Annotated in this window: 19 protein-coding genes; 15 read left to right on the top strand and 4 right to left on the bottom strand. The window is 36.8% G+C overall.

Annotated elements, in window-relative coordinates; genetic code table 11:
• Window positions 1-14 precede the first annotated feature (14 nt).
• The gene (locus tag IPM14_10955) at window positions 15-1,997 is read right to left on the bottom strand and encodes a cyclic nucleotide-binding domain-containing protein (GenBank protein ID MBK9098610.1); all 1,983 of its coding nucleotides are present in this window, start codon (window positions 1,995-1,997) and stop codon (window positions 15-17) included.
• Window positions 1,998-2,155: 158 nt separating this feature from the next.
• Here IPM14_10955 and IPM14_10950 point away from each other — a divergent pair, with 158 nt between their 5' ends.
• The 7 genes from IPM14_10950 to IPM14_10920 all read left to right on the top strand — a co-directional run bounded on the left by IPM14_10950 (window position 2,156) and on the right by IPM14_10920 (window position 12,189).
• A complete protein-coding gene (locus IPM14_10950; GenBank protein ID MBK9098609.1) occupies window positions 2,156-2,716 on the top strand; it encodes an RNA polymerase sigma factor in 561 nt (186 codons plus the stop codon).
• Entirely contained in the window at window positions 2,713-2,949 is a 237-nt protein-coding gene (locus IPM14_10945) for a zf-HC2 domain-containing protein (GenBank protein MBK9098608.1), read from the top strand. The genes IPM14_10950 and IPM14_10945 overlap by 4 nt, the downstream gene beginning before the upstream one ends.
• A 3-nt stretch (window positions 2,950-2,952) precedes the next feature.
• The gene (locus tag IPM14_10940; protein ID MBK9098607.1) at window positions 2,953-3,195 is read left to right on the top strand and encodes a zinc ribbon domain-containing protein; all 243 of its coding nucleotides are present in this window, start codon (window positions 2,953-2,955) and stop codon (window positions 3,193-3,195) included.
• A gap of 407 nt (window positions 3,196-3,602) precedes the next feature.
• The gene (locus IPM14_10935) at window positions 3,603-6,395 is read left to right on the top strand and encodes a TonB-dependent receptor (GenBank protein MBK9098606.1); all 2,793 of its coding nucleotides are present in this window, start codon (window positions 3,603-3,605) and stop codon (window positions 6,393-6,395) included.
• A gap of 18 nt (window positions 6,396-6,413) precedes the next feature.
• The gene (locus IPM14_10930; GenBank protein ID MBK9098605.1) at window positions 6,414-9,941 is read left to right on the top strand and encodes a hypothetical protein; all 3,528 of its coding nucleotides are present in this window, start codon (window positions 6,414-6,416) and stop codon (window positions 9,939-9,941) included.
• 14 nt (window positions 9,942-9,955) lie between these two features.
• Window positions 9,956-10,960 (top strand): PorV/PorQ family protein, encoded by a 1,005-nt coding sequence (locus IPM14_10925; GenBank protein ID MBK9098604.1) that lies wholly within the window; start codon window positions 9,956-9,958, stop codon window positions 10,958-10,960.
• Window positions 10,961-11,151: 191 nt separating this feature from the next.
• On the top strand, window positions 11,152-12,189 hold the full coding sequence (locus IPM14_10920; GenBank protein MBK9098603.1) for a T9SS type A sorting domain-containing protein: 1,038 nt from the start codon (window positions 11,152-11,154) through the stop codon (window positions 12,187-12,189).
• Window positions 12,190-12,242: 53 nt separating this feature from the next.
• Here the strand turns inward: IPM14_10920 and IPM14_10915 are convergent, their stop codons facing one another.
• From IPM14_10915 to IPM14_10905, 3 genes are read right to left on the bottom strand one after another with little or no spacing between them, the layout of a single operon-like run.
• Window positions 12,243-14,126: a hypothetical protein gene (locus tag IPM14_10915; GenBank protein MBK9098602.1), complete on the bottom strand. Its 1,884-nt coding sequence runs from the start codon at window positions 14,124-14,126 to the stop codon at window positions 12,243-12,245.
• A complete protein-coding gene (locus tag IPM14_10910; GenBank protein MBK9098601.1) occupies window positions 14,119-16,101 on the bottom strand; it encodes a hypothetical protein in 1,983 nt (660 codons plus the stop codon). Before IPM14_10910 ends, IPM14_10915 begins: the two co-directional genes overlap by 8 nt.
• A gap of 9 nt (window positions 16,102-16,110) precedes the next feature.
• Window positions 16,111-17,970, bottom strand: coding sequence for a hypothetical protein (locus tag IPM14_10905; protein ID MBK9098600.1), 1,860 nt, complete (start codon window positions 17,968-17,970; stop codon window positions 16,111-16,113).
• Window positions 17,971-18,237: 267 nt separating this feature from the next.
• Here IPM14_10905 and IPM14_10900 point away from each other — a divergent pair, with 267 nt between their 5' ends.
• The 8 genes from IPM14_10900 (at window position 18,238) to glnA (ending at window position 25,583) form a co-directional block, all read left to right on the top strand.
• Window positions 18,238-20,079, top strand: a complete 1,842-nt coding sequence (locus IPM14_10900; protein ID MBK9098599.1) for a peptidyl-prolyl cis-trans isomerase — start codon at window positions 18,238-18,240, stop codon at window positions 20,077-20,079.
• A 36-nt stretch (window positions 20,080-20,115) separates the two neighbouring features.
• The gene (locus IPM14_10895) at window positions 20,116-21,933 is read left to right on the top strand and encodes a carbamoyltransferase (protein MBK9098598.1); all 1,818 of its coding nucleotides are present in this window, start codon (window positions 20,116-20,118) and stop codon (window positions 21,931-21,933) included.
• A 3-nt stretch (window positions 21,934-21,936) separates the two neighbouring features.
• Window positions 21,937-22,353 carry a hypothetical protein gene (locus IPM14_10890; protein ID MBK9098597.1) on the top strand — a complete coding sequence of 139 codons (417 nt, stop codon included), beginning with the start codon at window positions 21,937-21,939 and terminating at the stop codon, window positions 22,351-22,353.
• A 9-nt stretch (window positions 22,354-22,362) separates the two neighbouring features.
• Window positions 22,363-22,521, top strand: a complete 159-nt coding sequence (locus tag IPM14_10885; GenBank protein ID MBK9098596.1) for a hypothetical protein — start codon at window positions 22,363-22,365, stop codon at window positions 22,519-22,521.
• A gap of 73 nt (window positions 22,522-22,594) precedes the next feature.
• On the top strand, window positions 22,595-22,753 hold the full coding sequence (locus tag IPM14_10880; protein MBK9098595.1) for a hypothetical protein: 159 nt from the start codon (window positions 22,595-22,597) through the stop codon (window positions 22,751-22,753).
• The gene (locus tag IPM14_10875) at window positions 22,746-23,555 is read left to right on the top strand and encodes a glycosyltransferase (GenBank protein MBK9098594.1); all 810 of its coding nucleotides are present in this window, start codon (window positions 22,746-22,748) and stop codon (window positions 23,553-23,555) included. The genes IPM14_10880 and IPM14_10875 overlap by 8 nt, the downstream gene beginning before the upstream one ends.
• 131 nt (window positions 23,556-23,686) lie before the next feature.
• Window positions 23,687-24,136: an Lrp/AsnC family transcriptional regulator gene (locus IPM14_10870; protein ID MBK9098593.1), complete on the top strand. Its 450-nt coding sequence runs from the start codon at window positions 23,687-23,689 to the stop codon at window positions 24,134-24,136.
• A gap of 19 nt (window positions 24,137-24,155) precedes the next feature.
• Entirely contained in the window at window positions 24,156-25,583 is a 1,428-nt protein-coding gene (gene glnA, locus IPM14_10865) for a type I glutamate--ammonia ligase (GenBank protein MBK9098592.1), read from the top strand.
• Window positions 25,584-25,646: the final 63 nt, after the last annotated feature.

Here is a 25,646-nt window from a genome sequence, read left to right as displayed (position 1 = left end):
ATATTTCCGGCAGCTTAGTTAGCAACCGGTAGAAACAAGTGAAATGTTGAACCCACTCCCTTAATACTTTCCACATCAACACTTCCGGAGTGAGCAGTGATAATTTTTTTTGCGAGAAGTAAATGAACTTCATCTTCTTTTATCTTTTCTTTGTAGTAAAAGTAATCCAGAATTTCACCTTCGGGGAATACAATAACACCTTTACCTTCATCCTGAATTGAAACTGAAATTTTATCCATAGAAAGTTCTGTACTGAAATAGATTTTTCCAGCATCTCGGCAATCAGCAACACAGGCTTTAATCAACTGAAAAATTGCAGTAAATAATTTAGCACGATCAATATCTACGACTGCGCCATCTCCGATTTTTTTATACAGCTTCACTCCCTGTGTTTCGCAGTACTCGGAAAGGAGTTCGAGTACATCGTCAATGAATTCGTTGAAATGAACCTTGCCGCTTTCAAGTGCTATTTCATCAACTAATACTTTCAGCATACTGTCGGTCAGATCAATAACAGAGGCTGCTTGTTTCTGCAGCATTCTTACAATATCATCTGTATCAGAAGGAAGATTTTTAGAGCTTAATATTTTAGTGTAGCTGTCGATAATATCTATCGGGATATGTAACTCCTTTGTGATAACATCTCTGAGTTTTCTTCCGGAATTTAGTTTTTCTTTGTTCAGAAGTGATTCAAGAGTTTTGGTGCGTGAAATGGCTGTTTCAAGCTGCTTGCTTATCATTGTAAGGTAAGATACTTCATCATCACTAAATTTTTTGTTATCCCGTGCTGTCTGAATAACTGCGATTGTTTCACCAACATCATTCATAACAGGGAAGTAGAGAATCCGTTTCATTCTTGCCGGACCTGGATAGTCTATCTTTGAATTAAAACGGCTGTCTTCAGTTGGCCTGTCAAAATTTATAGGTGATTTTCGAAGTGCGCATGCACCTGTCAATCCATCCGCTATTTCAAAAAATTCGTTTTTGCTTTTACCTTCCTGTGTAATAATCTTGTACATTGATGAATTTTTTTCTTCCACAAAAATCAGATCGGCACTTTCAGAATTTGTAAGATCGCGGATCGATCTTTTTGTGTTTTTCACTAACTCAGTCATACTTATTCCGCTGAAGATCCGATTAAGAGCGAGGAATATTTTTCTTACGACTTCTCTGTTAATACCAGTTTCAACAGGAGCGATTTTTACTTCGTCGTTAGCTTTAATTTCCGAAGATATAATTTCTGGTTCACTAGAATCCGGTGGCAGATTTTCAGCTGGCTCTGATTGTGGTGTAACTTCATATTCCTCTGCTGCAATCGGCTCTAACAAGTCAATCTGATCATCTTCTGTCATTTCACTCAATTCTTCCAAAGCTTGTTCAAGCTCAAGATTATCTTCCAGAATAAGTTCATCTTCTATCTCAATGGATTTTTCCATCAATTCAAGATCAGGCAATAATTGCTGAGTTTGTACCGGAGGTGGTTCCTTTTCAGATTTTTTTTCATCTTCTAATTTATTGTCATTTGCAAATGCACGAAACCGGACCGGTCTATCTCTTTCGGATATATTAAATTTCCTTTCAGCATCAAGAGTGGGTTCGGGCAATTTAAATTCACCGAATTTTCCGAAATTTTCTGCTATTTGGGGGATTTTTTTGAATATTGATTGAAGGATCGATTTGTCAATTCTGTAGTAAACCACTTTACTAAAAGCCATAGCAGAAGAAATTCTTTTCGTCTCATCCTGAAGCTCTTTTTCACCAAAAAAATCATTTAATATTTTACTGGCAACATAGCTGTGGGATGGAAACTTAAGCTTTACTTCTCCTTTGATTATAAGATAAAGATCATTGCCAGGATCACCGGTTCTGTAAATAATATCGCCTTCTCTGGCCTCTCTAATTTCTTTTTGATCAAAAAAGGAATTAAGCAGGGATTCTTTCAGGCCAGTGAAAAGTTTGTTACTTCTGATATCTCGGGTTGTCCGGGTAATTGGCATATGCTAAATAAGCGAATATCAATTTATTAATTGAGTTTAAAATTAGGTATCCCAATATAAAAGTGCAAAGATTACTAAAAAGATCTGTAATCTCTGAGAGAATAATAACCATAATTTCATTAGTTTTGAATCCTAAATTACTTAAAAACATCTTACGAATGGAAGAAAAAGAGCTTATTGAAAAAGCGCAGGCCGGCGATAAGCAATCTCTGGCAGAGTTGGTAAAGCAGTACGAACAAACTATTTACAATTTTGCATTTAAGATTTGCCGGGATAAAAATTATGCTGAGCATATTATGCAGGAAACTTTTTACAGTATGGTTAAATCACTTCATCAGTTTGACCATAATTCAAAACTATCAACATGGCTGTACCGGATAGTTGCCAACCATTGCCTGATGATGGCCAGAAAAGCAAAGAGCCGGTCTTTTGTTTCACTTGATGATGAGGAAAATCTTTTTGAAGACAGATATGCAGCTGACTGGAGTACAATTCCATATAAGGATACAGAGAACAAGGAACTAAAAAAAATTCTTGATATGGCAATACAGAATTTATCACCGGATTATAGACTCGTATTTCTTTTACGGGATGTTGAAGGCCTTTCAACGGAAGAAACCGCAAAGGTTACTGATCTGTCTGTACCAGCAGTAAAGTCAAGACTTCACCGTGCAAGAGCTTTTCTAAGAAAAGAAATTAATGAGGCATTCAGCAGATGAAAAAAGAAAAAATAACCTGCAAGGAAGTAATGAAGCACGTTTGTGAAAGTTTGGGTGAAAACCTGAATGATGAAAAATGTGCAGAAGTTAAAAATCATCTTGATACTTGCCCGCATTGCAAAGAATATTTTAAATCAGTAGAAATAACAATTGAGTGCTATAGAAAATATAACGTTCAAGTGCCGGAAGAAGCTCATGGCCGATTAATGAAAATGCTTGGCTTGGAGGAATAATTAATGCCAATATTTGAATACAAATGTTCCGTCTGCAACAATAAATTCGAATTCCTCCACAAATCTACAACTCAGCAGGAAGAAGTAATCTGTCCTGTCTGCAAATCAGATGAAAACAGAAAATTATTTTCTTCATTCAGTGCAAGTATCAAGAGTGGATCAAATTCTTTGGCCGGGGAGTGCAGCACAGGCAGCTGTGGTTTACCCGTAAATACTTGTTCCTCAGGGATGTGCGGTCTAAATTAAAATTAGCTTGTGTCAAACTTATGTCAAGTTAGCAATTCTCCAGCAACTTGAGATTATTCGAGCAAGTTTGCTGATCGCAAAAAAACGTGTTAATATTGCACATAATTTATTCGTTTTTTCTAATTGAAATAACATAACCAAACTGTAAACGAAACCCGGAGCGATATTCGATAAATCTTTACTGCTTCTCAAAATCAAATTCCCTTTAAAATATCCGTATTCAATCCATTCATATTTGTTGAATGGAATCCTTCAAAGATGATGGCTGTGAAGTAGAAGTTTATCCTGAAAAAATTAACTCCGTTTAAGTTTGATTACTAAAATATTATTTATCCAACGGGCAGGATTAAAAATAAAACAGCCGTACACAATTTCGACTTTGTAAGAATGTTAAACAGGAGCATCTTATGAAAATACTCTCACAGATTTTTCTATCATTGTTGATAGTTTCCAACCAGATAATATTTGCAGGAACAACAGGCAGACTAGCAGGTCGTGTTACGGATGCAACCGGTGAACCTCTTCCTTTCGTAAATGTTGTTATTATGGGAACAACACTGGGTGCAGCGACAGATATTGATGGATATTATTCAATTATTAATGTTCCGCCGGGAAACTATGAAGTTAAAGCCTCGGCAATAGGATATAACAGCGTTACTTATCAGGATGTAAAAGTCTCAATTGATCTTACCACCACAATTGATTTTCAACTATCTGAAGCATCTGTTGAGTTGGGTGAAGAAGTTGTAGTTATAGCTACAAAACCATTAGTAAAGATGGATTTAACAGCTAGCACTTCTATTGTTGGTGATGATGTTATTTCTCAACTCCCTGTCGCTGAAGTTCAGGATGTGTTAAAACTTCAAGCGGGCGTTGTTGTTTCCGGGGGAAACATTCACATCAGAGGTGGAAGAGCTAACCAGGTTGCTTACCAAATTGATGGAGTTCCTGTTACTGACGTTTACGATGGAAGCAGTGTTATTAATGTGAATCAAAACTCTGTCCAGGAATTACAAGTTATCAGTGGTGCATTTAATGCTGAATATGGTCAGGCTCAATCAGGTGTTGTAAATCTTGTTACAAAAGATGGCAATAATGAATTTAATGGAAATCTTCAACTGTACAGCGGTGATTATGTTTCCGATAGAACAGATGTTTTTACAAACGTAGACGATTTAAACCCGATAGGAATCAGAAATATTGAAGGGAGTCTTAGCGGACCAATTCTTCAGGATGAGTTATTCTTCTACGTAAATGGACGATATTATTACAACGCTGGATATCTATACGGTCAAAGAGTATATTTGATAAGTGATCGTGCCATTGAAAATCCTATTACTCAGGAATTCGAAGTTCAGGAAAGTGGTGATGGCGAATTTGTTTCGATGAACGAAAGTGAAACTATCTATGGTCAGGGGAAATTAACTTACCAACTATTCCAGGGTTTTAAACTAAGTTATAATTATTTGCTTGAGCAAAGAGATTATTTTGATTATGATCATAACAATAAACTGACACCGGATAATAATCTCCAAAGATTCAATAAATCATACACAAATATTTTAGCAATAAATCATGCTGTATCTAACAACAGCTTCTATACCTTGAATTTAAGTTATGCATACAGAGATTACAGGCAGTATTTATTTGAGGAGATTTATACAGGCAACGCAGCTAAACCAACAAATTACGAAGACAATTCAACGGTAGTAACTCCACCTTACAGCTTTGCAGTTGGGGGTACAAACAATAATCGTTTTGTAAGAAATACGGGAACGTACGGAGCCAAGCTTGATTGGACATCTCAGCTTACACAGGAAATTAATTTGCAGTTTGGCGGCGATTACAGATATAATGAGATTTATCTTGAGAATATTAATCTTGTTCCGATGGTTGATGAAAACGGCCAGAAAGTCACTCCATATAATGTGGATGTCCCAAATATTTCTTCAACAGATTATGACACCTATAATCATGAACCAAATGAAATTGCTGGATATGTTCAATCAAAGTTCGAAGCATTTAATCTGATTTTCAATCTGGGTTTAAGAGTTGATTACTTCCAGCCAGATGGAGTTGTGCTTAATGATCCGACTGATCCTAATATTTACAACCCGCTGAAACCAAATAACAGATTTAATGACGCAAATGGAAACGGAGTTCAGGATCCAGGCGAAGCATCTAAAACTTTTGAAGAAAGAGAAACCTACTGGTATAGAGATGCTACCTCTAAAACACAGGTAAGTCCTCGTGTAGGTTTGGCGTTTCCGATTTCAGCGAATGGTGTTGTTCATTTTTCATATGGACATTTTTTACAGCTTCCGCGATATGAATACCTTTATCAGAATCCAAGGTTTAAACTAGGCGTAAATTCTGGTAATGCCGGCTTGTTTGGTAACGCTGACCTGGAACCGCAGAAAACTGTTAAGGGTGAAATTGGATTGCAGCAGCAAATCGGAGATGATATGTCAGTTGATGCAACAGTTTTCTTTGAAGATTTTAGAAATCTTACCGGAACCCAAACCCAGGATGTAGTTGTATTTGGCGGAGCTCAAACATACAGTCAATATATTAACTCAGATTTTGGAAGTTCAAGAGGATTCGTTTTAAAATTCACAAAAAGATTTTCCGGCGGATTCGCAGCTTACGTAGATTATACATTCTCCGATACAAAAGGAAATGCTTCAGATCCAGCCGATTCGAGGAATGCTGCACTTGGCGGTGCATTGCCAGAAACATATATAGCTCCTTTAAACTGGGATCAAACACACACACTAAATGTATCATTAGCTTATTCCAAAGCAAGTGATTGGGGATTTTCTCTTATTGGTAATTTCTTTTCAGGTCAGCCTTACACGCCAGCAGTTAACAAAAATACAAGAGTTACACAAAATGCTTTCCCAAGAAACAGTGCTGATAAACCCACAATTGTAAATGTTGATCTAAGAGTTTACAAGGATTTTGAAATAGCATCGGGTACCTTACTATCTGTTTTCCTAAGAGTGTTTAACCTATTAGACTTTGATAATCCTGTTAATATTTATACAGATACTGGAGATCCTTTCTTCACTTTTGCAAAACTTGAAGCAGAGAAAATAAATCCGACTCTATATAATAATTCACTTGACGAACTTTATACTAATCCTACTTATTTCTCTGAGCCAAGGAGAGTTGAGTTAGGATTAGGTTTAAACTTTTAATTTTAAGCGAAGGTAATTATGAAGAAAATACTTTTAATTCTATTTCTATTATCCGGCATCAGTGTTTTTGCCCAGCGAACCAGTGATCCGACACTGCTTACGATTGGGTACCATACCGGAAACAGAGCAGCAATTACTTACTACAATGACGGTCAGATTGCCGGAGTAAACACCGGAATTGATATCAGGGGTGAATGGCCACTTGGTTCAGGTGAAAACTACATTGGTGATTGTATCCCATTGATCGGCGTAGAATTCATTAATACACTTAATGATACTCTTCAATCTATTGTTATTTCACGAGGTCCCAGACGCGGTCAGTTTGACGAAAAGAGTCCGAGCGGATATTTCTGGGGATGGAATCCTGTCCCGGGATTCAGAAATCCGAATTACCCTTCTGTCGCGATGAGTCATTTGCCACAGTCCTGGCCAATTGAAGGATGGAACGATCCGGTTGCTGGAAACTGGAAAGACGAAAACGGAAACACTCAGTGGTTCGGTTATTTCGGCAGAGGTATTCAAAACGCTGATCAGGAATCTTTCTTCGAAGCCGATGATGATTGGGATGATGAATTCAATGCGAACTTCAGACCAGATTCAAATAACCTTTCCAGGAACGGAATGGCTCTTCGTATGAGACAAAGAGGTTTTCAATGGTCAAGTTTCTTAGCTGAAGATGCAATATTCTGGTTGTATGAAATCAACAATGATGGAACAACGCTTTATAAAAAAGCTAATTTCGGAACTATAGTTGGAACATTAGCCGGTGGTGATGGCGACAGCCAGGATGACCTTGGATTTTTTGATATCAATGACTGGATAACTTATTCTTGGGATAGTGATGGCATTGGTAATCGTGGACAAAAAGTTGGATACGTTGGTTATGCTTTCCTCGAATCTCCGGGAAATCCTTTTGATGGAATTGATAATGACAATGATTCCAAATCAAATTCACCGAGGTTCGTTTCTTCCGATTTTAATGCTGTTATTTATAATGCTGGTGAGCAGGTTGTGCTAATTTCAGATACAGTTGATGCTCAGGGATTAAGAATTTATAAAAGATCGCTTCATACAGTTAAATCTACTACAGATACAGTTTTTTCACTCGGAGTCAGATTCATCATTGAACCTGGTGTGACTCAACTTAGAGAAGGTAATGCAACTCTCACATTAGTTAACGGCCAGGAAATTTTTATCCCGGATCCTTCGGCAAACGATGCTATAGACAATGACCTTGATGGTTTGGTTGATGAAAACCAGGCAACTCACTATGAAACCAGAGTTAGAAGAGGATTGACCGGTCTGTCGTACAAAAATTTTGTCACTGGGGCGGGAGTGAATGATCTTTTAATCGATGAAAGAAGAGATAATGATATTGATGAAGATGAAGATTGGGATCCGTTGTTTGATGATTTAGGAGAAGACGGGTTAGGTCCGGAAGATGATAACTATCCGGGTCCGGATTTTGGCGAGGGAGATGGAATACCAACTCAAGGTGAACCAAATTTTGGGAAAACCGATCCAGATGAATCTGACCAAATCGGTCTTACCGGATTTAACTTCTTTGAACTCCAAAGTGCACCTGATTTAAGTATTGATTCATCTCTTTGGGGAAGAATGACTCCGGGAAGATTCGACGTTGTACCGGCAACTCCTCAGGATGGTGACTTTATTTATAGTTCAGGATTCTTCCCGCTCTTTCCAAAAACTCCCGAAAGATTTTCAGTTTCATTGTTATTCGGTGAGGATTACGCAGATATCGTAAAGAATAAAAAAATAGTTCAGCAGATTTACAATGCTGGTTATGCTTTCCCTCAGGCACCGAAAAAGCCAAAGATAAATATCACTCAAAATGACGGAAAGGTTGTTATTTATTGGGATGGTGAAGAGACAGAAAATTCCCGTGACTTCGTAACCAAACAACAGGATTTTGAAGGCTACAAAATTTACAGAGCAACGGATGCAAACTTCCGGGATGCAAGGACAATTACAAATGCTCTCGGTGTTTTAACATTCGATAAACCAATCGCTCAGTACGATCTAGCAAATCAGTATAATGGATTTTTCATCCCGAGTGCAGAACTGCTGGAAGCCTTCGGCGGAATTACATATTACTTCGGTGAAGGTAACGGAATAGTAAACCGGTTTGTCGATTCGACTGTTACTCCGGGTATCACATATTATTATGCAGTTTGTGCATTTGACCACGGAGACGGAACACCGGATATCTTTCCGGAAGAAAATTCTAAATTTATATTCAGATCAAATACCGGTGAGGTAATACTTGATGATAACACAGCGTTTATAACTCCAGGTAGAAGACCAGCCGGGTATTCAAATGCATTTCTTGATGATCTGGAAAAATCCGATCCATTCTTCGGAACAGGTTATGCAGCAGTTGAAATTATTGATGAAGCGGAAGTTCGGGATGGATTCAATTATCAGATAGTTTTTCAGGATACAGGACTGACAGATTTAACTTCCAACTGGACTTTGTTGGATTTGCAGACACCGGATACTGTTTTTGTTCCGCTTGCGAATCAGACCTACATCGTCAATCCAAACGATTCTATTCCACTTCCTGCTGGTACGGATACAATTTTTGTAAACGGCAACAAAGTCGGAGTTACCGGTCAGTCATACTACACTGCTGTTTATGATGCTCTCGTTTTCGAATCCAATTTGTTTAACGGAGAGACACCGGTTCGTCACGGATTCAGGATGCAGTTATATAATGATTTTATTGCAGTTGATACATCCTATGCATCAAATATTCCTTCTGATCCACCACCGACATTTGAAGTTTTGAGGTTTGTTGCAAACAATCCAAAATATAATGGTTACGCAACGCCAAATGATTATGTGATTGAATTTTATGATTCAATAATTGACACTTCTGTTGTTGATACTGTTGGCACCGGTGCAAGCAATATTGTTCCGGCAAGACCGATTAACTTCAAGGTTAAAAACCTAACGAAAGATCAATATATAGATGCGGTTTATTTAAGAGTAGGTACCTTAAGTTATACTTACAGCATATGGTTTAAGGAATTTGTACAAGGACAGTACGTAAGAACCTGGCGTGTGAATATTAGGTACAGAACTCTTAGTGAACTTGAAACCGCTGGAACGTTCAACATAATTACTTTTAAACCGTTTAATCAGAATGACAGTTTCTTCTTTACGATGTATGGAGCCAGGATAGATAATGATCTCGCAAAAGACCAGCTTGATAAGATTAAAGTTGTGCCAAATCCTTACGTAGTCACACATGCCGGTGAACAAAGGCTACTCAGTACACAAACAAGCGGAAGAGGCGAAAGAGAAATCCGTTTTACATATATTCCGCCGGGATCGAAAATATCAATCTTTACTGTAAGAGGTGAGCTGGTAAGAACTCTAAATACCGAAAATCTTTTTGTCGGCGATGTTTATTGGAATTTACGAAGCGAAGAAAATATTGATGTAGCCTTTGGTGTCTACGTATTCGTTGTTGACGCACCGGGGATTGGTACCAAGATTGGCAAATTTGCCTTAATTAAATAATGGAGAATGAAATTATGAAAAAGTTTATAATAATATTTCTTTTACTCTCTGTTGGCTGTTTATTTGGTCAATCAAAAATTGGATCGACTGCGGCACCGTTTCTTAATATAGGTGTTGGACCTCGAGCGATTTCAATGGGTGGAGCTTTTGTTGCCACGTCAAATGATATAAGCTCATTGTACTGGAATCCGGCGGGTGCTTCCCGAAGCAATACTAATGAAGCGATCTTTGCACATTCCAGCTGGTTCGCTGATATTACGTATGAATGGGCCGCTGCAATGGTAAAATTAGGAGATGCTGGCACTGTGGGTTTAAACCTTACTTATCTGAACTATGGTGAAATGGAAATAACAACCTTAGCTGAGCAGGACGGTACAGGGCAGATGTTCTCAGCACACGATCTTTCGCTGGGGATGACTTATGCTTATAACCTGACTGACAGATTCTCACTCGGTGGAACGGTTAAATACATTCAGCAGAAAATTTGGAATACTTCCGCAAGTGCTTTCGCAGTTGATCTTGGTGTATTATTCTTGTCTGATATTTATGGATTAAGGATCGCAGCTACAATCACAAACTTTGGAACCGGGATGAGAATGGACGGACAGGATTTGTTTGTCCAGCACGATATTGATCCAAATAATTATGGTAACAACGAACAGATACTTGCATCCCTCAGAACCGATGAATTCCCACTTCCATTAACTTTCAGAATTGGTCTGGCAATGGATGTTGTGGATAGTGAAGAACATCGGGTTACTTTGGCTGCTGATGCTTTACACCCGAATGATAACGATGAATCAATAAATGTTGGTGGTGAATATATGTTTAATAATCTTATTGCATTCAGATTAGGTTATAAATCATTGTTCCTTTCTAATTCCGAAGAAGGATTTACTGCCGGGGTTGGATTAAACTATAATTTCACTACTGATTTTGGTGTCAGAGTAGATTATGCTTACCAGGATTTTGGTATGCTTGATTATACTCAACATTTTTCATTAGGCATTAAATTTTGACCTTATTTAGTGAATAATATTTAATGGAAAAATTATCTATATTTGGATTTGAAACTTTAATCAACAGCAATATTTCACAATAATAGAAGGATAGAAATATGAATAAATTGCTCTACATTTCCTTTTTGCTCTTGCTCGCGGGCCTCTCATTTGCCCAGCCCAAAGACATTCTCGTTAACTGGGAATGCAATATGGAAATTGAAATACTTTCTGGTAGATTTAATACTTCCGATACTGTCGCTGCCAGAGGTAATTTCAATGGATGGGGTCGGCACGACCTTGTTCCAAGCACTCTAGACCCAAATTTTTATATCAGCGAAGTTCCTGATACAGTATTTGGTGCTGAAGTTGGCGATACCATTATAACCGGGTATAAATTTTTCTATACACCAAGTAACTGGGAAGGCGGATCTGACAGAAGATACATTCTTACCCAGGATGATTACAACAACGGCGAAGCTGTAATTTCACGTGCATTCAATGACGGTACTCTTGAAACGGTTACCAATCAGCCAACTGACGTTATATTTACAGTCGATTGCAATAATGCAATTTCTGCAATAAATAACCAGCCATTTCCTGTGGTAAATACTGTTCATATGGCAGGTGGAACACCTCCTTTACAATGGCCTGATCTTGGTTGGCCTGATGCACAGATAGATAGAATGATTCCTATGTATGATGACGGAGCGACAGGTGGAGATGAAACAGCTGGTGATAAAATATTTACGGCGACTGTTACATTTCCTGCATATACGATTTTTGAAATTCAGTACAAGTATGGTATCAATTACGCCGACGCTGTAAATAATGGTGGCGGAAACGATAATGAAAATGCCATAGGCGCTAACCATGTGATTGAATTATTTGCTCTTGCATGGCAGTGCCGTGTTGATAATGTATTCGGTACAATGGGAAATCATGCATTCACAACAGATGTGAACGATCTTCCAGGTTCAACTCCAGTTGCTTATGCTCTTGAGCAGAACTTCCCGAATCCATTCAATCCATCAACAAAGATTAATTACAGTATTCCGACTGAAGGATTTGTAACACTTGATGTTTACAATTCAATCGGACAGAAAGTTGCTAACTTAGTAAGCGAATCAAAGACAGCTGGAACTTACACGGTTAACTTTGATGCTTCTAATCTTACAAGTGGAATATATTTCTACAAGATCAGCTCTGGCAACTTTACTGAAACAAAGAAAATGATTTTATTGAAGTAATCCCCTCCGGGTTGGTTCTATAAAAATTTGAAGCCCCGTTCTGCGGGGCTTTTTTATTGAGCTACTATTTCGGTGAGCTGCGCTCTTAGGTTTTGTGCATTAGGGAATTCAGGATTTATTTTAAGACAATTTTCAATTTCCATCAGAGCATTTTTATAATCTTTATTTTGAATTAATGCACCAGCAAGATTATAAAAAGTTTGTGCATCTTTGTTATCATACTTAATACTTAGCGATAAATATTTGATGGCATCATCAATATTGCCTCGATTTAAATTTATATTTCCCAGCCATTTCGTAGAAAATGCATCGGGTGATTCCTTAAACCTTTTTTGTAGAAATGAGTATGCGAGATTGTACTCCTTTACATTAATAAGCTGTGAAGCAGCATAATCGTAATCGTTGAGTTTAAACGGATACTGTGAGACTAACACACGGAACTCTTTTGCGAAATTATGATAATCTTTTTTGTTGAGATACGATTGAGCTGCCTCTCTGTGAGCTATTTCCCAGCTCATATCTTCAACCGCGACTTTATACGCAATCGAATCAATCCTGTCTTTCAAATTCAAGTTCTTCAGGAAAGATAAATCCGGATCTTCGACAAATGGCCAATCATGTAGTAATCCCCGAAGCCTGATGTCAGCTATGCTGGAATCGAGATGAGAAAATGCAAAGTCAGAGACAACAATGCTATCCTGTTTTTCATCAGTCAACTGGACTCCTCCTGTTTTTGGTAAAAGATTATTTTTCCGGATGGCTTCAAAATAAGTTTTACCCATCAATAAATAACCGTTAAGCGATGGATGAAGATGGTCTACTATTAAATTATTTCCGACAATTCCATCCGGACTAATTGAATTGAATATTGAATCTACATCTACCGTCGTGTAACCAAATTCAAATGATAATCTTTTGATTACTTTATTAATTTCTTCCGGCGCTCTGAACCTGAGTGCATCAAGATCCTTTGCTTTCCTGAAAAGTGAATCAGCTGTTTGATTATTGTTATTCTCTAATTGAATTAATGCTTGTGAATAGACGGAGTCCGCAATTTCATTTTTGCTATTACCGACTGAAATAAATGGCTTTTGATCCTTCAGATTACTTACGAGTGTTCCGATCACAACAGAGACGCCGGCATCCTGTGTCATTTGAAATATATCTCGCATATTTCCTTCAAACTGTCTGATTCCAACATTATAAGAGTCTGAATTAAAAGTAATCAACTGCTCATTTACAATTCTTGCCATCAAAGTTCCGCCGCGATTTTTATTTGAATCAGAATCTTTGGTGAATAGATCTGCTATGGTTGTTATTGCATTTCGAAGAAGTTCAACAGATTTCAATTTATTCAGCCAGATAAGAAAATTTACAAACTCTCTTGAATTACCAATATTTTCTGTTGAACCAACACCAAACGCGCCATAATATTCGTTGTGTCCTGCATAAATTAAAATGAGGTCAGGATCCTGCTCGAGTACACCAGGCATCAAGTCTCTGATTGTATATGAATTTGTTGCTGTAATTCCGAGATTAATGACTTCAAAATGAATATCAGGATAAACTAATTCGAGTCGATCGCAGATATATCTGGAGAAAGTTCCATTTGGTGAGAAAGGAAATCCTTGCGCACTGCTTCCACCCATCACAAAAATTCTGAAAGCATTTTTTCTCTTTACAATATCGAATGCATCATTGTTCGATTGTGGTAAATCTGCTGTGTTGAAGAAATATCTGGCTGCAACATCCGGATTTAGCATCTGCTTTGTTTCTGTAATTTTAATCCACTGCTCAGTATTCTTTCCGTAGCTTATAACGCGGAGAAATATTTCAAGCAGAATAAAAAAGATAACAGGAATCAGAATTAGAACTAGATAAAACCATAAAGGTGATTTCTTATGGTTTCTATTTTCACTTTTTGGAGTTTTACTCAACGGTATTCCTTTGACTTATAATCTCCTCAAGCTGCTGCTTTATAATTGCCGCTCGCTGGAACTCCGGATTTATCTGCAAACATTTATTTATTGCATCAAGCGCTTTGGTGAATTCTTTCTTCTGAGCATATGCACCTGTAATGTTGAAATAAACCTGAGCATCATTACTGCTAAATCGTATACTTGCTTCAAGATATTTGATCGCATCATCTGTAAATCCCTGCGAAAGATCAATTATACCAAGCCATTTTGTATTGAAAGCATCAGGCTTTCTGTCAAATCCTCTTTTTAAAAAATAATATGCATGCTGATATTTGCTTGCCGAAATCAGCTCGCGCGAGGCAACATTATAATACTTATAAAGAAACGGAAACTCTTCAATCAAAGCAGCCATCTCGGTTGAGTACTTATCCATTTCATCTTTTCTCAAATAACTCTTTGCGACTTTCAATCGTGCCTGCTCTCTTGAAATTCTTCCATCAATAATTTCAAGTGCAAGACTATCAATTAAATTGTTGAGTGAAATCAGTTTGTTTCTCGGAATTTGATTTTTGGGATTTATATAAGGCCAGTCGTTTTTTAAAATTTTTATCCGGAAATCAGCTACTGTTGAATCAAAGAGGGTGAAATTATAATATGCAAAAACCAGACTGTCTGCTGTTTTCTCATCAAGATCGGATGGCTCAGTAGTTGGAAGATAGCCATTTCTTTTCATTTCATGAAAAAATAAATTTCCGATTAACTGATATCCTTTCACATTCGGATGAAGGTGGTCTGTCATCAATTCATCGCCGACAATTCCATAATTACTTTTTGAATTAAGCAGTGAATCGCTTCTTATAAATTTATAATTAAACTTCTTGCATAAACGAATAATCACATTATTAATTTCTTCCGGTGCGCGAAACCGTAAAGCATCAAGCTCCTTTGCATAAACGAATAAGCTTTTTGCAGAATCTAACTTTCCTGCATTTAATTTTGTAATAGCTTCATTAAATATTTTATCCGCTGGGGGATAATCCGAATCAGGGACAGAGACGAATGGTCTTTGATCTTTAAGATTGCTTGCCAGTATACTTGCTATAACCGGAACATCAGCCTCTTTACACATTGATAAAATATCGTGCAAATTTCCTTCGAACTGTTCAATACCCGCCAGGAAAATTTCAGAATTATAATCAATGAGCTTTTCCTTTGCAAGTTGGGCCATCATTGTACCACCGGTCAATTCACTATCAGAAGAAAATAAACCGGAAATTGATTTAACTATGTTTCTTGTCAGTTCAACAGTTTTAAATTTATTGAGCCAGAGAGTTGAGTTCACAATAAATCGCGATGAACCGAATGATTCGACAGATCCAACACCCAATGCACCATAATATTCATTATGACCGAGATACATTAAAACCAGATCAGGATTTTTTTTAATTAACTCAGGCATTAAATCCCGGACCGTGTACGAATTGATTGCAGACATACTGAAGTTAGCCACTTCGATAGTTTTATCCGGATAAAGAATCTCCAGTTTTTTCCGGATGAACTTGCTGAAAGAAGCACTCGATAAATACGGATAACCCGCGGCAGAACTTGCACCAACCACAAATACTCTGAAACTGTTTTCTTTTTTCTCTTTATAAATGAATGACTCGACTGAGAACGGAAGGTTCTGCGTTGTGAAAAAGTATCTATACCCAAGCTCGGGATTTAGTATCTGCATATCTTGAGAAATATCGATCCATACACGATCATCTCTTCCATAATTAAAAATACGAAGCCCTGTTTCAAGAAGAACAAAGAATAGTATTGGGATAATGATCAGCAAAAAATAAAACCACTTGGGTGAAGAAGCTTTATTCTCTTTTAAAAATGAATTAATATCCTCAGTTGAAACATTCAATTGCTTCGCCATTTCCTTTGAGGAAAGGATTCTATAATTCTTTTTTATAAACTGAATTTGTTTATCAGATAAAGCCAATTCTATTTTCTACCTTCTCGTTCCAGTGGCATTCAATAGCTGCTGCTGAAGGTCTCTCGCCATCGAGTAATTAGGTTCCAACTGAAGACAACGATTGATCATCTGCAAAGCTGTTTTGTAATCTTTTTTTATTGAGTAAGCGCCGGCAAGGTTATAATAAACCTGTGCATCTGATGAATTGTAATTTATACTCTTCGAAAGAAAATTTGTTGCTGAGTCGACTTTATTGTTCAACAAATCAATAATTCCTAGCCACTTTGTTGAATACGCACCGGGTTGCAACTCATTAAGTTTAGCAAGAAAAGGATAAGATTCCGTGAACATTTTTGAATTCACAAGAAGCTTAGCCGCAAATTCATACGGAAATGGATCGAATGGATATTCATCTGTTACAGCTGCAATTTCATTTTGAAAAGATTGAAAATCACCTTCGGAAAATTTTCTTTCTGCAAGTTTAAGATGTGCAGCTTGCCAGGACAAATCACCTTTACCGGTGAGAAAAGCTAAACTATCAGTATAAGTTTGAATGTTTAACAGCTTTAGTTTTTCTTCGTCTGATAATTTTTCTTTTGTGTATGGCCAATCACTTTTTAGGATAATTATCTGGTAAAGTGCTGTGATGGAATCGAGCTTTGTAAATTCGTAATGGCTTAAAGTTATACTATCCTGAGTATGGAGCGAATAATCATTGTCTGCCTTTGGAAAAATTCCAGAGTTAATTGCAGTATTACAAAATTCTCTTCCAATAATTTGAAATCCTCTGAGGTTGGGATGAAGATGATCAGTAATCAAATCATCACCGACAACACCTGAGAGAGATTCAGCATTCATTACTGAATCTATTTCCACAACAGGGAAGTTAAATTCATTACCAAGTGTCTCAATTATCTGATTAAATTTTTCCGGTGCGCGCCATCTTAATACATCAAGATCTTTTGCAAATCTAAAAAGTGAATCAGCACTTTTAATATTTCCAGCAGCAAGTTCATCTTTTGCTTTTGTAAAGATCTCATCTGCCGATGGAAAATTTTTATCTGAAATTGACTCAAAAGGTTTTTGATCTTTTAGATTGCTTACCAGTTTTCCTAGAATAACAGGAACATTTTCATCCTTTGCCATTTCCAGAATATCACGAAGGTTTCCTTCAAACTGATTCAAACCTGCAAAATATTTATCTGAATCAAATGGAATTTGTTGTCTTTGTGACATCCGTGCCATCAAAGTTCCGTCTGATTTTACTGGCTCGGAAAACATACCGGATACTGACTTAATAATATTCCGGAGGAGTTCAAAAGTTTTAAACTGGTTCAGCCAGATTACAGTGTTTACAATAAATCTTGTATCTCCCAGTGTCTCAACTGAGCCGACACCGAGCGCTCCATAATATTCGTTGTGACCCGCATAAATTATTATTAACTCGGGCTGCTTTTCTAAAACTCCGGGAAGCATATCTCTTAACGCATAAGAATTTATTGCGCTCATTGCGATATTCACAACTTCTATCTTTTTATCCGGATAGAGTAGTTCAAGTCTTTTCTGAATATATCTGGAGAAAGCTCCATTAGGTGAATACGGAAAACCCGCAGCACTACTGCCGCCCATTATAAAAACGCGGTAGGATTTGTTCTGTTTGATTTCATCAAAATAATTGTGATTGGCTGATGGAACTCTTTCGGTATTATAAAAATATCTGAATGCAATTTCAGGATTTAAGGTTAATCTTCCATCTCCGGTGGAAATCCATTGATCATTAATTCTTCCGTAGTTAAAAATATTCAAGCAAACTTCTAACAATACGATAATGAGAACAGGAAGTAAAATCATTACAAGATAAAACCAGCGTGGAACTTTTTTATTAGAACTTTCCATTACTTTTGTTCACTTTAAAATGGAGATAAATGCTAGTTAAAAATGCATTCAAAAAAATTGAATTAACTGCTTAAATATATCAGAAGCGGAGCTCAAAAATAGATTTAATTGAAGGTGGCTCATTCAGGTATTTCCTTCTTTTAACCTGTCTGAATTCTCATAATATCGCTATTTTAGCAACAATTTAATCAACTATTTCAGTAACATCGAACAAGAAATTAATTCAATCGTTGCAAATAATATCCGGCTAAATATTAGCAGAAAATAATGCATAAGATATTTATTGTTATAATATTGCTGTTCTCAGCATTTGGAATATCAGGACAAACGGATGAATCAAATGTACTGGCAAAGATGGGTAATGAAATTATCACTGAAAGTGAATTCATTGAACGGTATGAGCTTACCCCACAGTTGTATGCTGGGATTAAAGGAGGAGAAGAAAATTTCAAACGTGAAGTGCTTTATTCAATTATTGCAGAAAGACTTTGGGCGCTTGAAGCAGTAGAATTAGGTTTGAACGACTCAGAATTAATGAAAACAACATATAAAGCTATCGAGAAAATGTATGTACGCGATGCACTTTACAAGCAGGAAGTTCTCAGTAAAGTAAATTTATCGGATCAATATCTGATAGAAGCTTTCAGGCGAAATAGTCTTTCTCTCAACTTGCATTATATATTTTCGAAAGATGAAAATGAGATAAATAATATTTATCAGCAATTAGTTTCTGGATCGGATTTTTATTCAGTATTTCTGAAACGACCAGAAAGCAGCTTGCAGGAAAAACCATACGTTGTCAGCTACGGTCAGATGGATAAAAATGTAGAAGATCAGCTTTATCAATTACAGGTCGGTGAATTTACTTCACCGTTAAAAGCTCCGAACGGCTGGTACATTTTCAGGCTGCTATCCACCGACCAAAAAATAATTGAAAATGTAAAGCAGGCAGAAGAGCAGCAGAATTATGTTTTGAAAGTTGCAGAAGCAACGTTAACCGACAGCATCTATAAGGATTTTTATTCTCGTTTTTTTGAAGAAGCTAAAGCTGAAACGAATAAAGAATTATTTCTGAAACTATCCAATATTGTAATTGATGTTTTAAAGGGTAAAAATCAGAAAGAAGATGTACAAGAAAGTAATAAAATATATTTGATGCCAGATGATCTGTACAGAATTGAAAGCAAATTAGAATCAGATTTACTGAATGCAGAATTTGTAAAAATTAATGATCAGTCAGCAACAATAAATGATTTTCTGCAGGAGTTATCAATAGAGAAAATGTATGTAGACTCACTCGAAGAAAATCATATTAAAGGTAGGTTGAACTTCGCAATTAAAAATTTTATTGAGCACGAACTTTTATCAGCAGAAGGATACAAGAGAAGACTTCAGAATTCACCAGAAGTTCAGCGATCTTTAAAAATGTGGAGTTCGTATTATCTTTCGGAATCACTCCGTAAAAAAATAGCAGATGAAATTAAAGTCACTGATGAAGAAGCAAATAAGTATTACCTTGAAAAGAATCAAGCTGAATTATCAATTGTTGAAGTGAAAATTCTTGAGCTTTTAACTGAAGACCTTGATGTTATCAAACAAGTGCTTGATGAACTAAATAATGGAAAAGAATTCAGAGAGCTTGCTGTTAAGTTTACAATTAGGCAAGAAGCAAAAAATAATAATGGCGAATTGGGATTCTTTCCCGTAAGCGAGTATGGCGAAATCGGGCAGAAGGCTGCTGTAATGAAAATAGGAGAGATGTATGGACCTATTAAAGTTCCTGAGGGCTACTCATTATTTGAATTGATTGACCGGAAAGAAAATCGTGCTTTTGTCTCTGATAGTTTTGAGTCAGTCAAAGCAGCAGTTAAGCAGGAACTAAGACTTAAAAAATACAGCGAGCAAATAATCAACAAAACAGTTGAACTGGCAAATAAGTATGATTTGCAGATTAATACTGAAAATTTGAGTTCAGTAAAAGTGCTTAACACAACTACCGTGATATACAGGTATTTTGGTTTTGGCGGAAAGTTGCTTGCCGTGCCAATGACAACACCAAATTTTTTGTGGTTTAAAAAATGGCAGGAACAGGAAACACTATCACCATAAATTGATTTTAAAGAATTTCTCTTGAACGATAAAAGCATCTACATACTTGGAATTTCAGCTTACTATCACGATAGCGCTGCCTGCATTGTGAAAGATGGAGTAATTTTAGCTGCTGCTCAGGAAGAAAGATTCTCCAGGAAAAAACATGATCATCGATTCCCGCATAACGCAATTAAATTTTGTTTGGATTATGCCGGTATCAAGGCTAACGATCTTGATCTTGTAGCTTTTTATGATAAGCCATTTTTAAAATTTGAACGGCTTCTTGAAACCTATCTTACTTTCGCACCGATTGGAATAAAATCTTTCATCAAAGCGATGCCTTTATGGATAAAGGAAAAATTGTGGATGAAGGAATTAATAAAAAAAGAACTCGGATATGAAGGAAAAATAATATTTCCGGAACATCACGAATCACATGCTGCTTCTGCATTCTTTCCTTCTCCTTACAAAGAAGCCGCAATACTTACAATGGACGGAGTTGGTGAATGGACGACGAGCAGTTATGGAATTGGTAAAGAAAATTCAATTGAACTTTGGGCAGACATAAAATTTCCTCATTCACTTGGTCTTTTATATTCTGCATTTACTTATTACACCGGATTCAAAGTTAACTCAGGCGAGTATAAAGTAATGGGTCTTGCGCCTTACGGCGAACCAAAATACAAAAAACTTATCTATGATCACCTGATTGATGTGAAAGATGATGGTTCATTCCGGATGAATATGAAATACTTTAATTACTGCCAGGGTCTTACTATGACAAATGAGAAGTTCAATAAGTTGTTTGGAGGACCACCGAGAGTACCCGAAACAAAACTTACACAAAAAGATATGGATCTTGCTCGTTCTCTGCAGGAAGTGACGGAAGAAATCGTTTTGAAAATGGGGAACCATGTTTACAAAGAAACCGGAATGAAAAACTTAGTCCTTGCCGGCGGGGTTGCATTGAACTGTGTAGCAAATGGAAAGTTATTGCGAGAAGGTCCTTTCGAAAACATCTGGATTCAGCCTGCTGCTGGAGATGCTGGTGGTGCTTTAGGTGCAGCACTTCTCGGATGGTTCAGCTATCTCGGTAATCCAAGAGTTTCAGATGACAAATCTGATTCACAGCAAGGTTCTTACCTTGGTCCTGAATACAGTGAGGGTTACATTCACTCATTCATCCAATCATCAAATCTTGTTGCTAAAAAGTATCAGGAAGATGAACTTATAAAGATATTAGCAGGACTTATTGCTGAAGAAAAAGTTGTTGGCTGGTTTGATGGCAGGATGGAGTTTGGTCCGCGCGCTCTTGGTGCGCGTTCAATAATTGGAGATGCTAGATCTCCGAAAATGCAGGCGTTGATGAATATTAAAATAAAATTCAGGGAAGGATTCAGACCATTTGCACCATCCGTTCTTTTTGAAAAAGTGAGTGAATATTTTGAGTTTGAAAAAGAAAGTCCGTATATGCTTCAGGTTGCTGATGTGAAAAAAGAACGCCGAATCAAAATGACCGAAGACGAGGATAATCTTTGGGGAATAGATAAACTCAATGTCGTTCGGTCCGATATTCCCGCAATTACTCACGTTGATTATTCTGCAAGGCTTCAGACAGTTCACAAAGAAACTAATCCAAGATATCATAGGCTGATAGAAGAATTTGAGAAGCATACAGGTTGTGCGGTTATCATAAATACATCGTTCAATGTCAGAGGTGAACCGATTGTCTGTACACCAGAAGATGCTTACAAATGTTTTATGAGAACGAACATTGATTACCTCGTGCTTGGAAATTATCTTTTATCGAAAGAGGATCAAAAACCGTTAGAAAAAGATACTGACTGGAAAAAGGAATTTGCACTGGATTAATTTATGCTCAAAGAAGAATTCAAACATATTAAAGAAACAAAAAGCGACCTTCGCAAGTTTGGCTTAACTGTTGGTATTGTATTAGTAGCGATTGGAGCACTTATTTTTTACTTTGAAAAACCCTCGGAGATTTATTTCACGGTAATTGGAGGATTATTAATCCTTCTCGGAATATTATTCCCTCAATTGCTTAAACCTCTCAATAAGCTTTGGATGGGCTTGGCGATAATCCTCGGTTATATTATGACGAGAGTGATACTGACTACTTTATTTTATCTTGTTATTACCCCAATCGGATTTCTTGCAAAAATTTTTGGGAAGAAATTTATGGATCTAAAATATGACAGGTCAGCAAAGACCTACTGGGAAAAGCGTTCAATCATTCAGAAAAAACAAATAGATTACGAAAGACAATTTTAGGAAATAATTATGAGCAAACTTTCAATATTATCTGAACTCTGGGATTTTCTTAAAGTAAGAAAAAAATGGTGGCTTGCACCGATACTTATTCTACTTCTTCTTCTCGGAGGATTAATTATTTTAACACAAGGATCGGCATTAGCTCCTTTTATTTATGCAATATTTTAATTTTTGCTCGTGGCTTGTTCTTCTGCTACGAATCTGCTGACAGCAGGAAGGTTCACAAACGATTTTTTTTAAGTTGAAGAAAAGTAAAATCAAAATAAAGAAAAAAGCAAAGCGGATTCCTGTTCCGCAAAAACCGCCAAAAGTTGAGAAAAATCCGAAAGCATACGATAGAAAGAAGAACAAACGAAACCTGAAGAAGAAACTTAGTGAGGATCTTTCCCCCGATGAATAAGGCCTCAGTCATTGCAGCATTCTACAACAAGATCGATTATCTGAAACTTGTTCTTACAGGATTTGAAAGGCAAACCACAAAAGACTTTGAACTTATAATTGCTGATGACGGCTCAAAAGAAAATGTGGTTGCAGAGATTAACAAAATAAAAGCTACATATTCATTCCCGATAAAACATATCTGGCAGGAAGACAAAGGGTTTAGAAAAAATAAAATATTAAACAAAGCAATTAACGAAGCCGAGTCCGACTATTTGATATTTATCGATGCAGATTGTGTCCCTCACCGTGAATTCGTCGAAGGTCACTTGAATTTTGCATGGAAGAATATAGCACTCACAGGAAGAAGGGTAAACCTCTCTCAAAAAATTACATACATTCTTTCAGAACAAAATGTTCGCGAAGGCTATCTGGAAAAAAAATTTTTTATGCAAGCTCTGGACGGGATATTTGGTAATTCCGTCGATGTAGAAAAAGGTATTTACATCCGGAACAAATTATTATTGAGTTTTTTAAACAAGAAAAATAGAGGGTTACTCGGCTGCAATTTCTCTTTATTCAAAAAAGATCTTATCAAAATAAATGGCTTCGATGAAAGATATGAAGCACCTTCCATCGGAGAAGACTCGGATGTTCAGTTCAGACTTGAACTTTCCGGGATTCAAGTTAAGTCGGTAAATCATGCAGCAGTTCAATATCACCTCTATCATAAATTGCAAGACAGACCACGTAGAAATCTTGTTCTTTTCGATGAAGTCAAAAAGAACAAATTAGCCTTTACTCCCTTCGGATTAACAAAGTAATACAATTTCTCAATTTGACCCACTGATTTACGGGATAATCTTATAAAATCCCAAATATAATTTGGAATAAATGTTGTCTAAACTTATTTTCGAAGGTAATAATTTGAATATTCCTAAATTATTAAGGTTTTATGCTCGACGAACTGGATTTAAAAATACTAAGAACACTTCAGCAGAATGGTCGAACAAAACGAAATGAATTAGCTGATCAGGTTCAACTATCCGTTCCTTCAGTAAGTGATAGATTAAAAAAACTTGAAGATAACAATATCATCGAAGGGTATTATACAAAAGTCAACAGACAGGCATTCGGTTATGATATCCTGGCTTTCATACTTGTTATGATGGATTCTTCAAAGCATTATAAGGATTTGATCAAACATGTAGAAAAACATCCACACATTCTTGAATGTTATTCAGTTTTGGGTGAAGGTTCGCACTTACTGAAAGTTTGTGTGAAGAATACTGAGGCGTTAGAAAAGCTACTTAGTGAAATTCAAACCTGGCCCGGTGTCACTGGAACAAAAACAACTTATGTACTTTCTACAATAAAAGAAACAACATCAATTAATATTCAATAATAAATAAAAGGTTAATAACATGGCTAAAACCCCGAGCGCTATTGATAATGTGCTCAGCTTTATCAAGACAAAAAAAATCAAATTCGTTGATTTAAAATTTATGGACTTTCCAGGACAGTGGCAGCATTTTACAGTACCTGTAAGTCAGTTTGATGCAGATTCTTTTGTAGATGGATACGGATTTGACGGTTCATCAATAAGAGGCTGGAAAGCAATAAACGAAAGTGATATGCTTATTATTCCTGATCCAAATACTTTATTCTTCGATCCGTTCATTGAATCCCCGCCAGCACGTCTGATTTGTGATGTCTATGAACCTGCAACAAAGGAAAAATATTCTCGCTGTCCAAGAAATATCGCGCAGAAGGCAGAAGCTCATCTGAAGTCGACAGGAATTGCTGATACCGTTTATTATGGACCCGAAGCCGAGTTTTTTATTTTTGATGATGTGAGATTCGATTCGAAACCCAACGGAAGTTTTTATCACGTTGATTCAGTTGAAGGCAGGTGGAATACTGGCAGAGAAGAAAATCCGAATCTCGGATACAAGCCGAGATATAAAGAAGGATATTTTCCTGTTCCGCCGACAGACGCATTAATGGATTTACGAAATGCAATGGTAAATAATTTAATTGATTGCGGTATTGATGTAGAAGCTCAGCACCACGAAGTTGCAAGTGGTGGTCAATGCGAAATTGATTTACGTTTTTCACCGCTGGTTAAAGCTGCCGATCAACTTTTGATGTTTAAATACATTATTAAGAATACAGCGAAGAAGTGGAACAAGACTGTTACTTATATGCCCAAACCGATTCAAGGAGATAATGGCAGCGGGATGCATGTGCACACAAGCTTGTGGAAAAAAGGTAAACCACTTTTTGCTGGCCCAGGCTATGCTGGCTTAAGTGAAGATGCACTTTATTTCATTGGCGGACTTTTAAAACATGCAGCCTCACTTTGTGCTTTTGCAAACCCAACTACTAACTCTTATAAAAGATTGGTACCGGGATTTGAAGCACCTGTGAATCTTGCATACTCACAAAGGAATAGAAGTGCAGCCGTTAGAATTCCAATGTACTCTACAAGTCCTAAAGCAAAAAGAGTTGAGTTCCGATGTCCTGATCCTTCAGCTAATCCTTATCTTGCATTTTCTGCAATGCTCATGGCTGGCCTTGATGGCATAATTAATAGAATAGATCCTGGCGATCCTTTAGATAAAGACATCTACGATATGCCGCCTGAAGAACTAAAAAATGTTCCATCAACACCGGGAAGTTTGAATGAAGCAATAAAAGCTCTGGCGAACGATCATGAATATTTGTTGAAAGGCGATGTGTTCACTGAAGATGTAATTGAAACCTGGATAAAATATAAAGTTGAAAAGGAAATAAAACCGATGGCATTACAACCTCACCCGTTTGAGTTCGGAATGTATTACGATGTTTAATTAATAATAATTCATTGCGATTCCGATTTAAGTCGGGAAAAGCTATCTTGATTTGTGACCGCA

It is taken from the genome of bacterium (assembly GCA_016716565.1).
Lineage (GTDB): Bacteria > Bacteroidota > Ignavibacteria > Ignavibacteriales > Ignavibacteriaceae > IGN2.
This window is presented reverse-complemented; position numbering and strand designations above follow the sequence as displayed.

Excerpts from the sequence above, each read along its gene's own strand:
- IPM14_10920 (MBK9098603.1), top strand. The coding sequence starts at position 11,152 with ATGGAAATTGAAATACTTTCTGGTAGATTTAATACTTCCGATACTGTC.
- IPM14_10935 (MBK9098606.1), top strand. The coding sequence starts at position 3,603 with ATGAAAATACTCTCACAGATTTTTCTATCATTGTTGATAGTTTCCAAC.
- IPM14_10900 (MBK9098599.1), top strand. The coding sequence starts at position 18,238 with ATGCATAAGATATTTATTGTTATAATATTGCTGTTCTCAGCATTTGGA.
- IPM14_10955 (MBK9098610.1), bottom strand. The coding sequence starts at position 1,997 with ATGCCAATTACCCGGACAACCCGAGATATCAGAAGTAACAAACTTTTC.
- IPM14_10885 (MBK9098596.1), top strand. The coding sequence starts at position 22,363 with ATGAGCAAACTTTCAATATTATCTGAACTCTGGGATTTTCTTAAAGTA.
- glnA (MBK9098592.1), top strand. The coding sequence starts at position 24,156 with ATGGCTAAAACCCCGAGCGCTATTGATAATGTGCTCAGCTTTATCAAG.
- IPM14_10905 (MBK9098600.1), bottom strand. The coding sequence starts at position 17,970 with ATGGAAAGTTCTAATAAAAAAGTTCCACGCTGGTTTTATCTTGTAATG.
- IPM14_10925 (MBK9098604.1), top strand. The coding sequence starts at position 9,956 with ATGAAAAAGTTTATAATAATATTTCTTTTACTCTCTGTTGGCTGTTTA.
- IPM14_10870 (MBK9098593.1), top strand. The coding sequence starts at position 23,687 with ATGCTCGACGAACTGGATTTAAAAATACTAAGAACACTTCAGCAGAAT.
- IPM14_10930 (MBK9098605.1), top strand. The coding sequence starts at position 6,414 with ATGAAGAAAATACTTTTAATTCTATTTCTATTATCCGGCATCAGTGTT.
- IPM14_10950 (MBK9098609.1), top strand. The coding sequence starts at position 2,156 with ATGGAAGAAAAAGAGCTTATTGAAAAAGCGCAGGCCGGCGATAAGCAA.
- IPM14_10890 (MBK9098597.1), top strand. The coding sequence starts at position 21,937 with ATGCTCAAAGAAGAATTCAAACATATTAAAGAAACAAAAAGCGACCTT.
- IPM14_10940 (MBK9098607.1), top strand. The coding sequence starts at position 2,953 with ATGCCAATATTTGAATACAAATGTTCCGTCTGCAACAATAAATTCGAA.
- IPM14_10875 (MBK9098594.1), top strand. The coding sequence starts at position 22,746 with ATGAATAAGGCCTCAGTCATTGCAGCATTCTACAACAAGATCGATTAT.
- IPM14_10945 (MBK9098608.1), top strand. The coding sequence starts at position 2,713 with ATGAAAAAAGAAAAAATAACCTGCAAGGAAGTAATGAAGCACGTTTGT.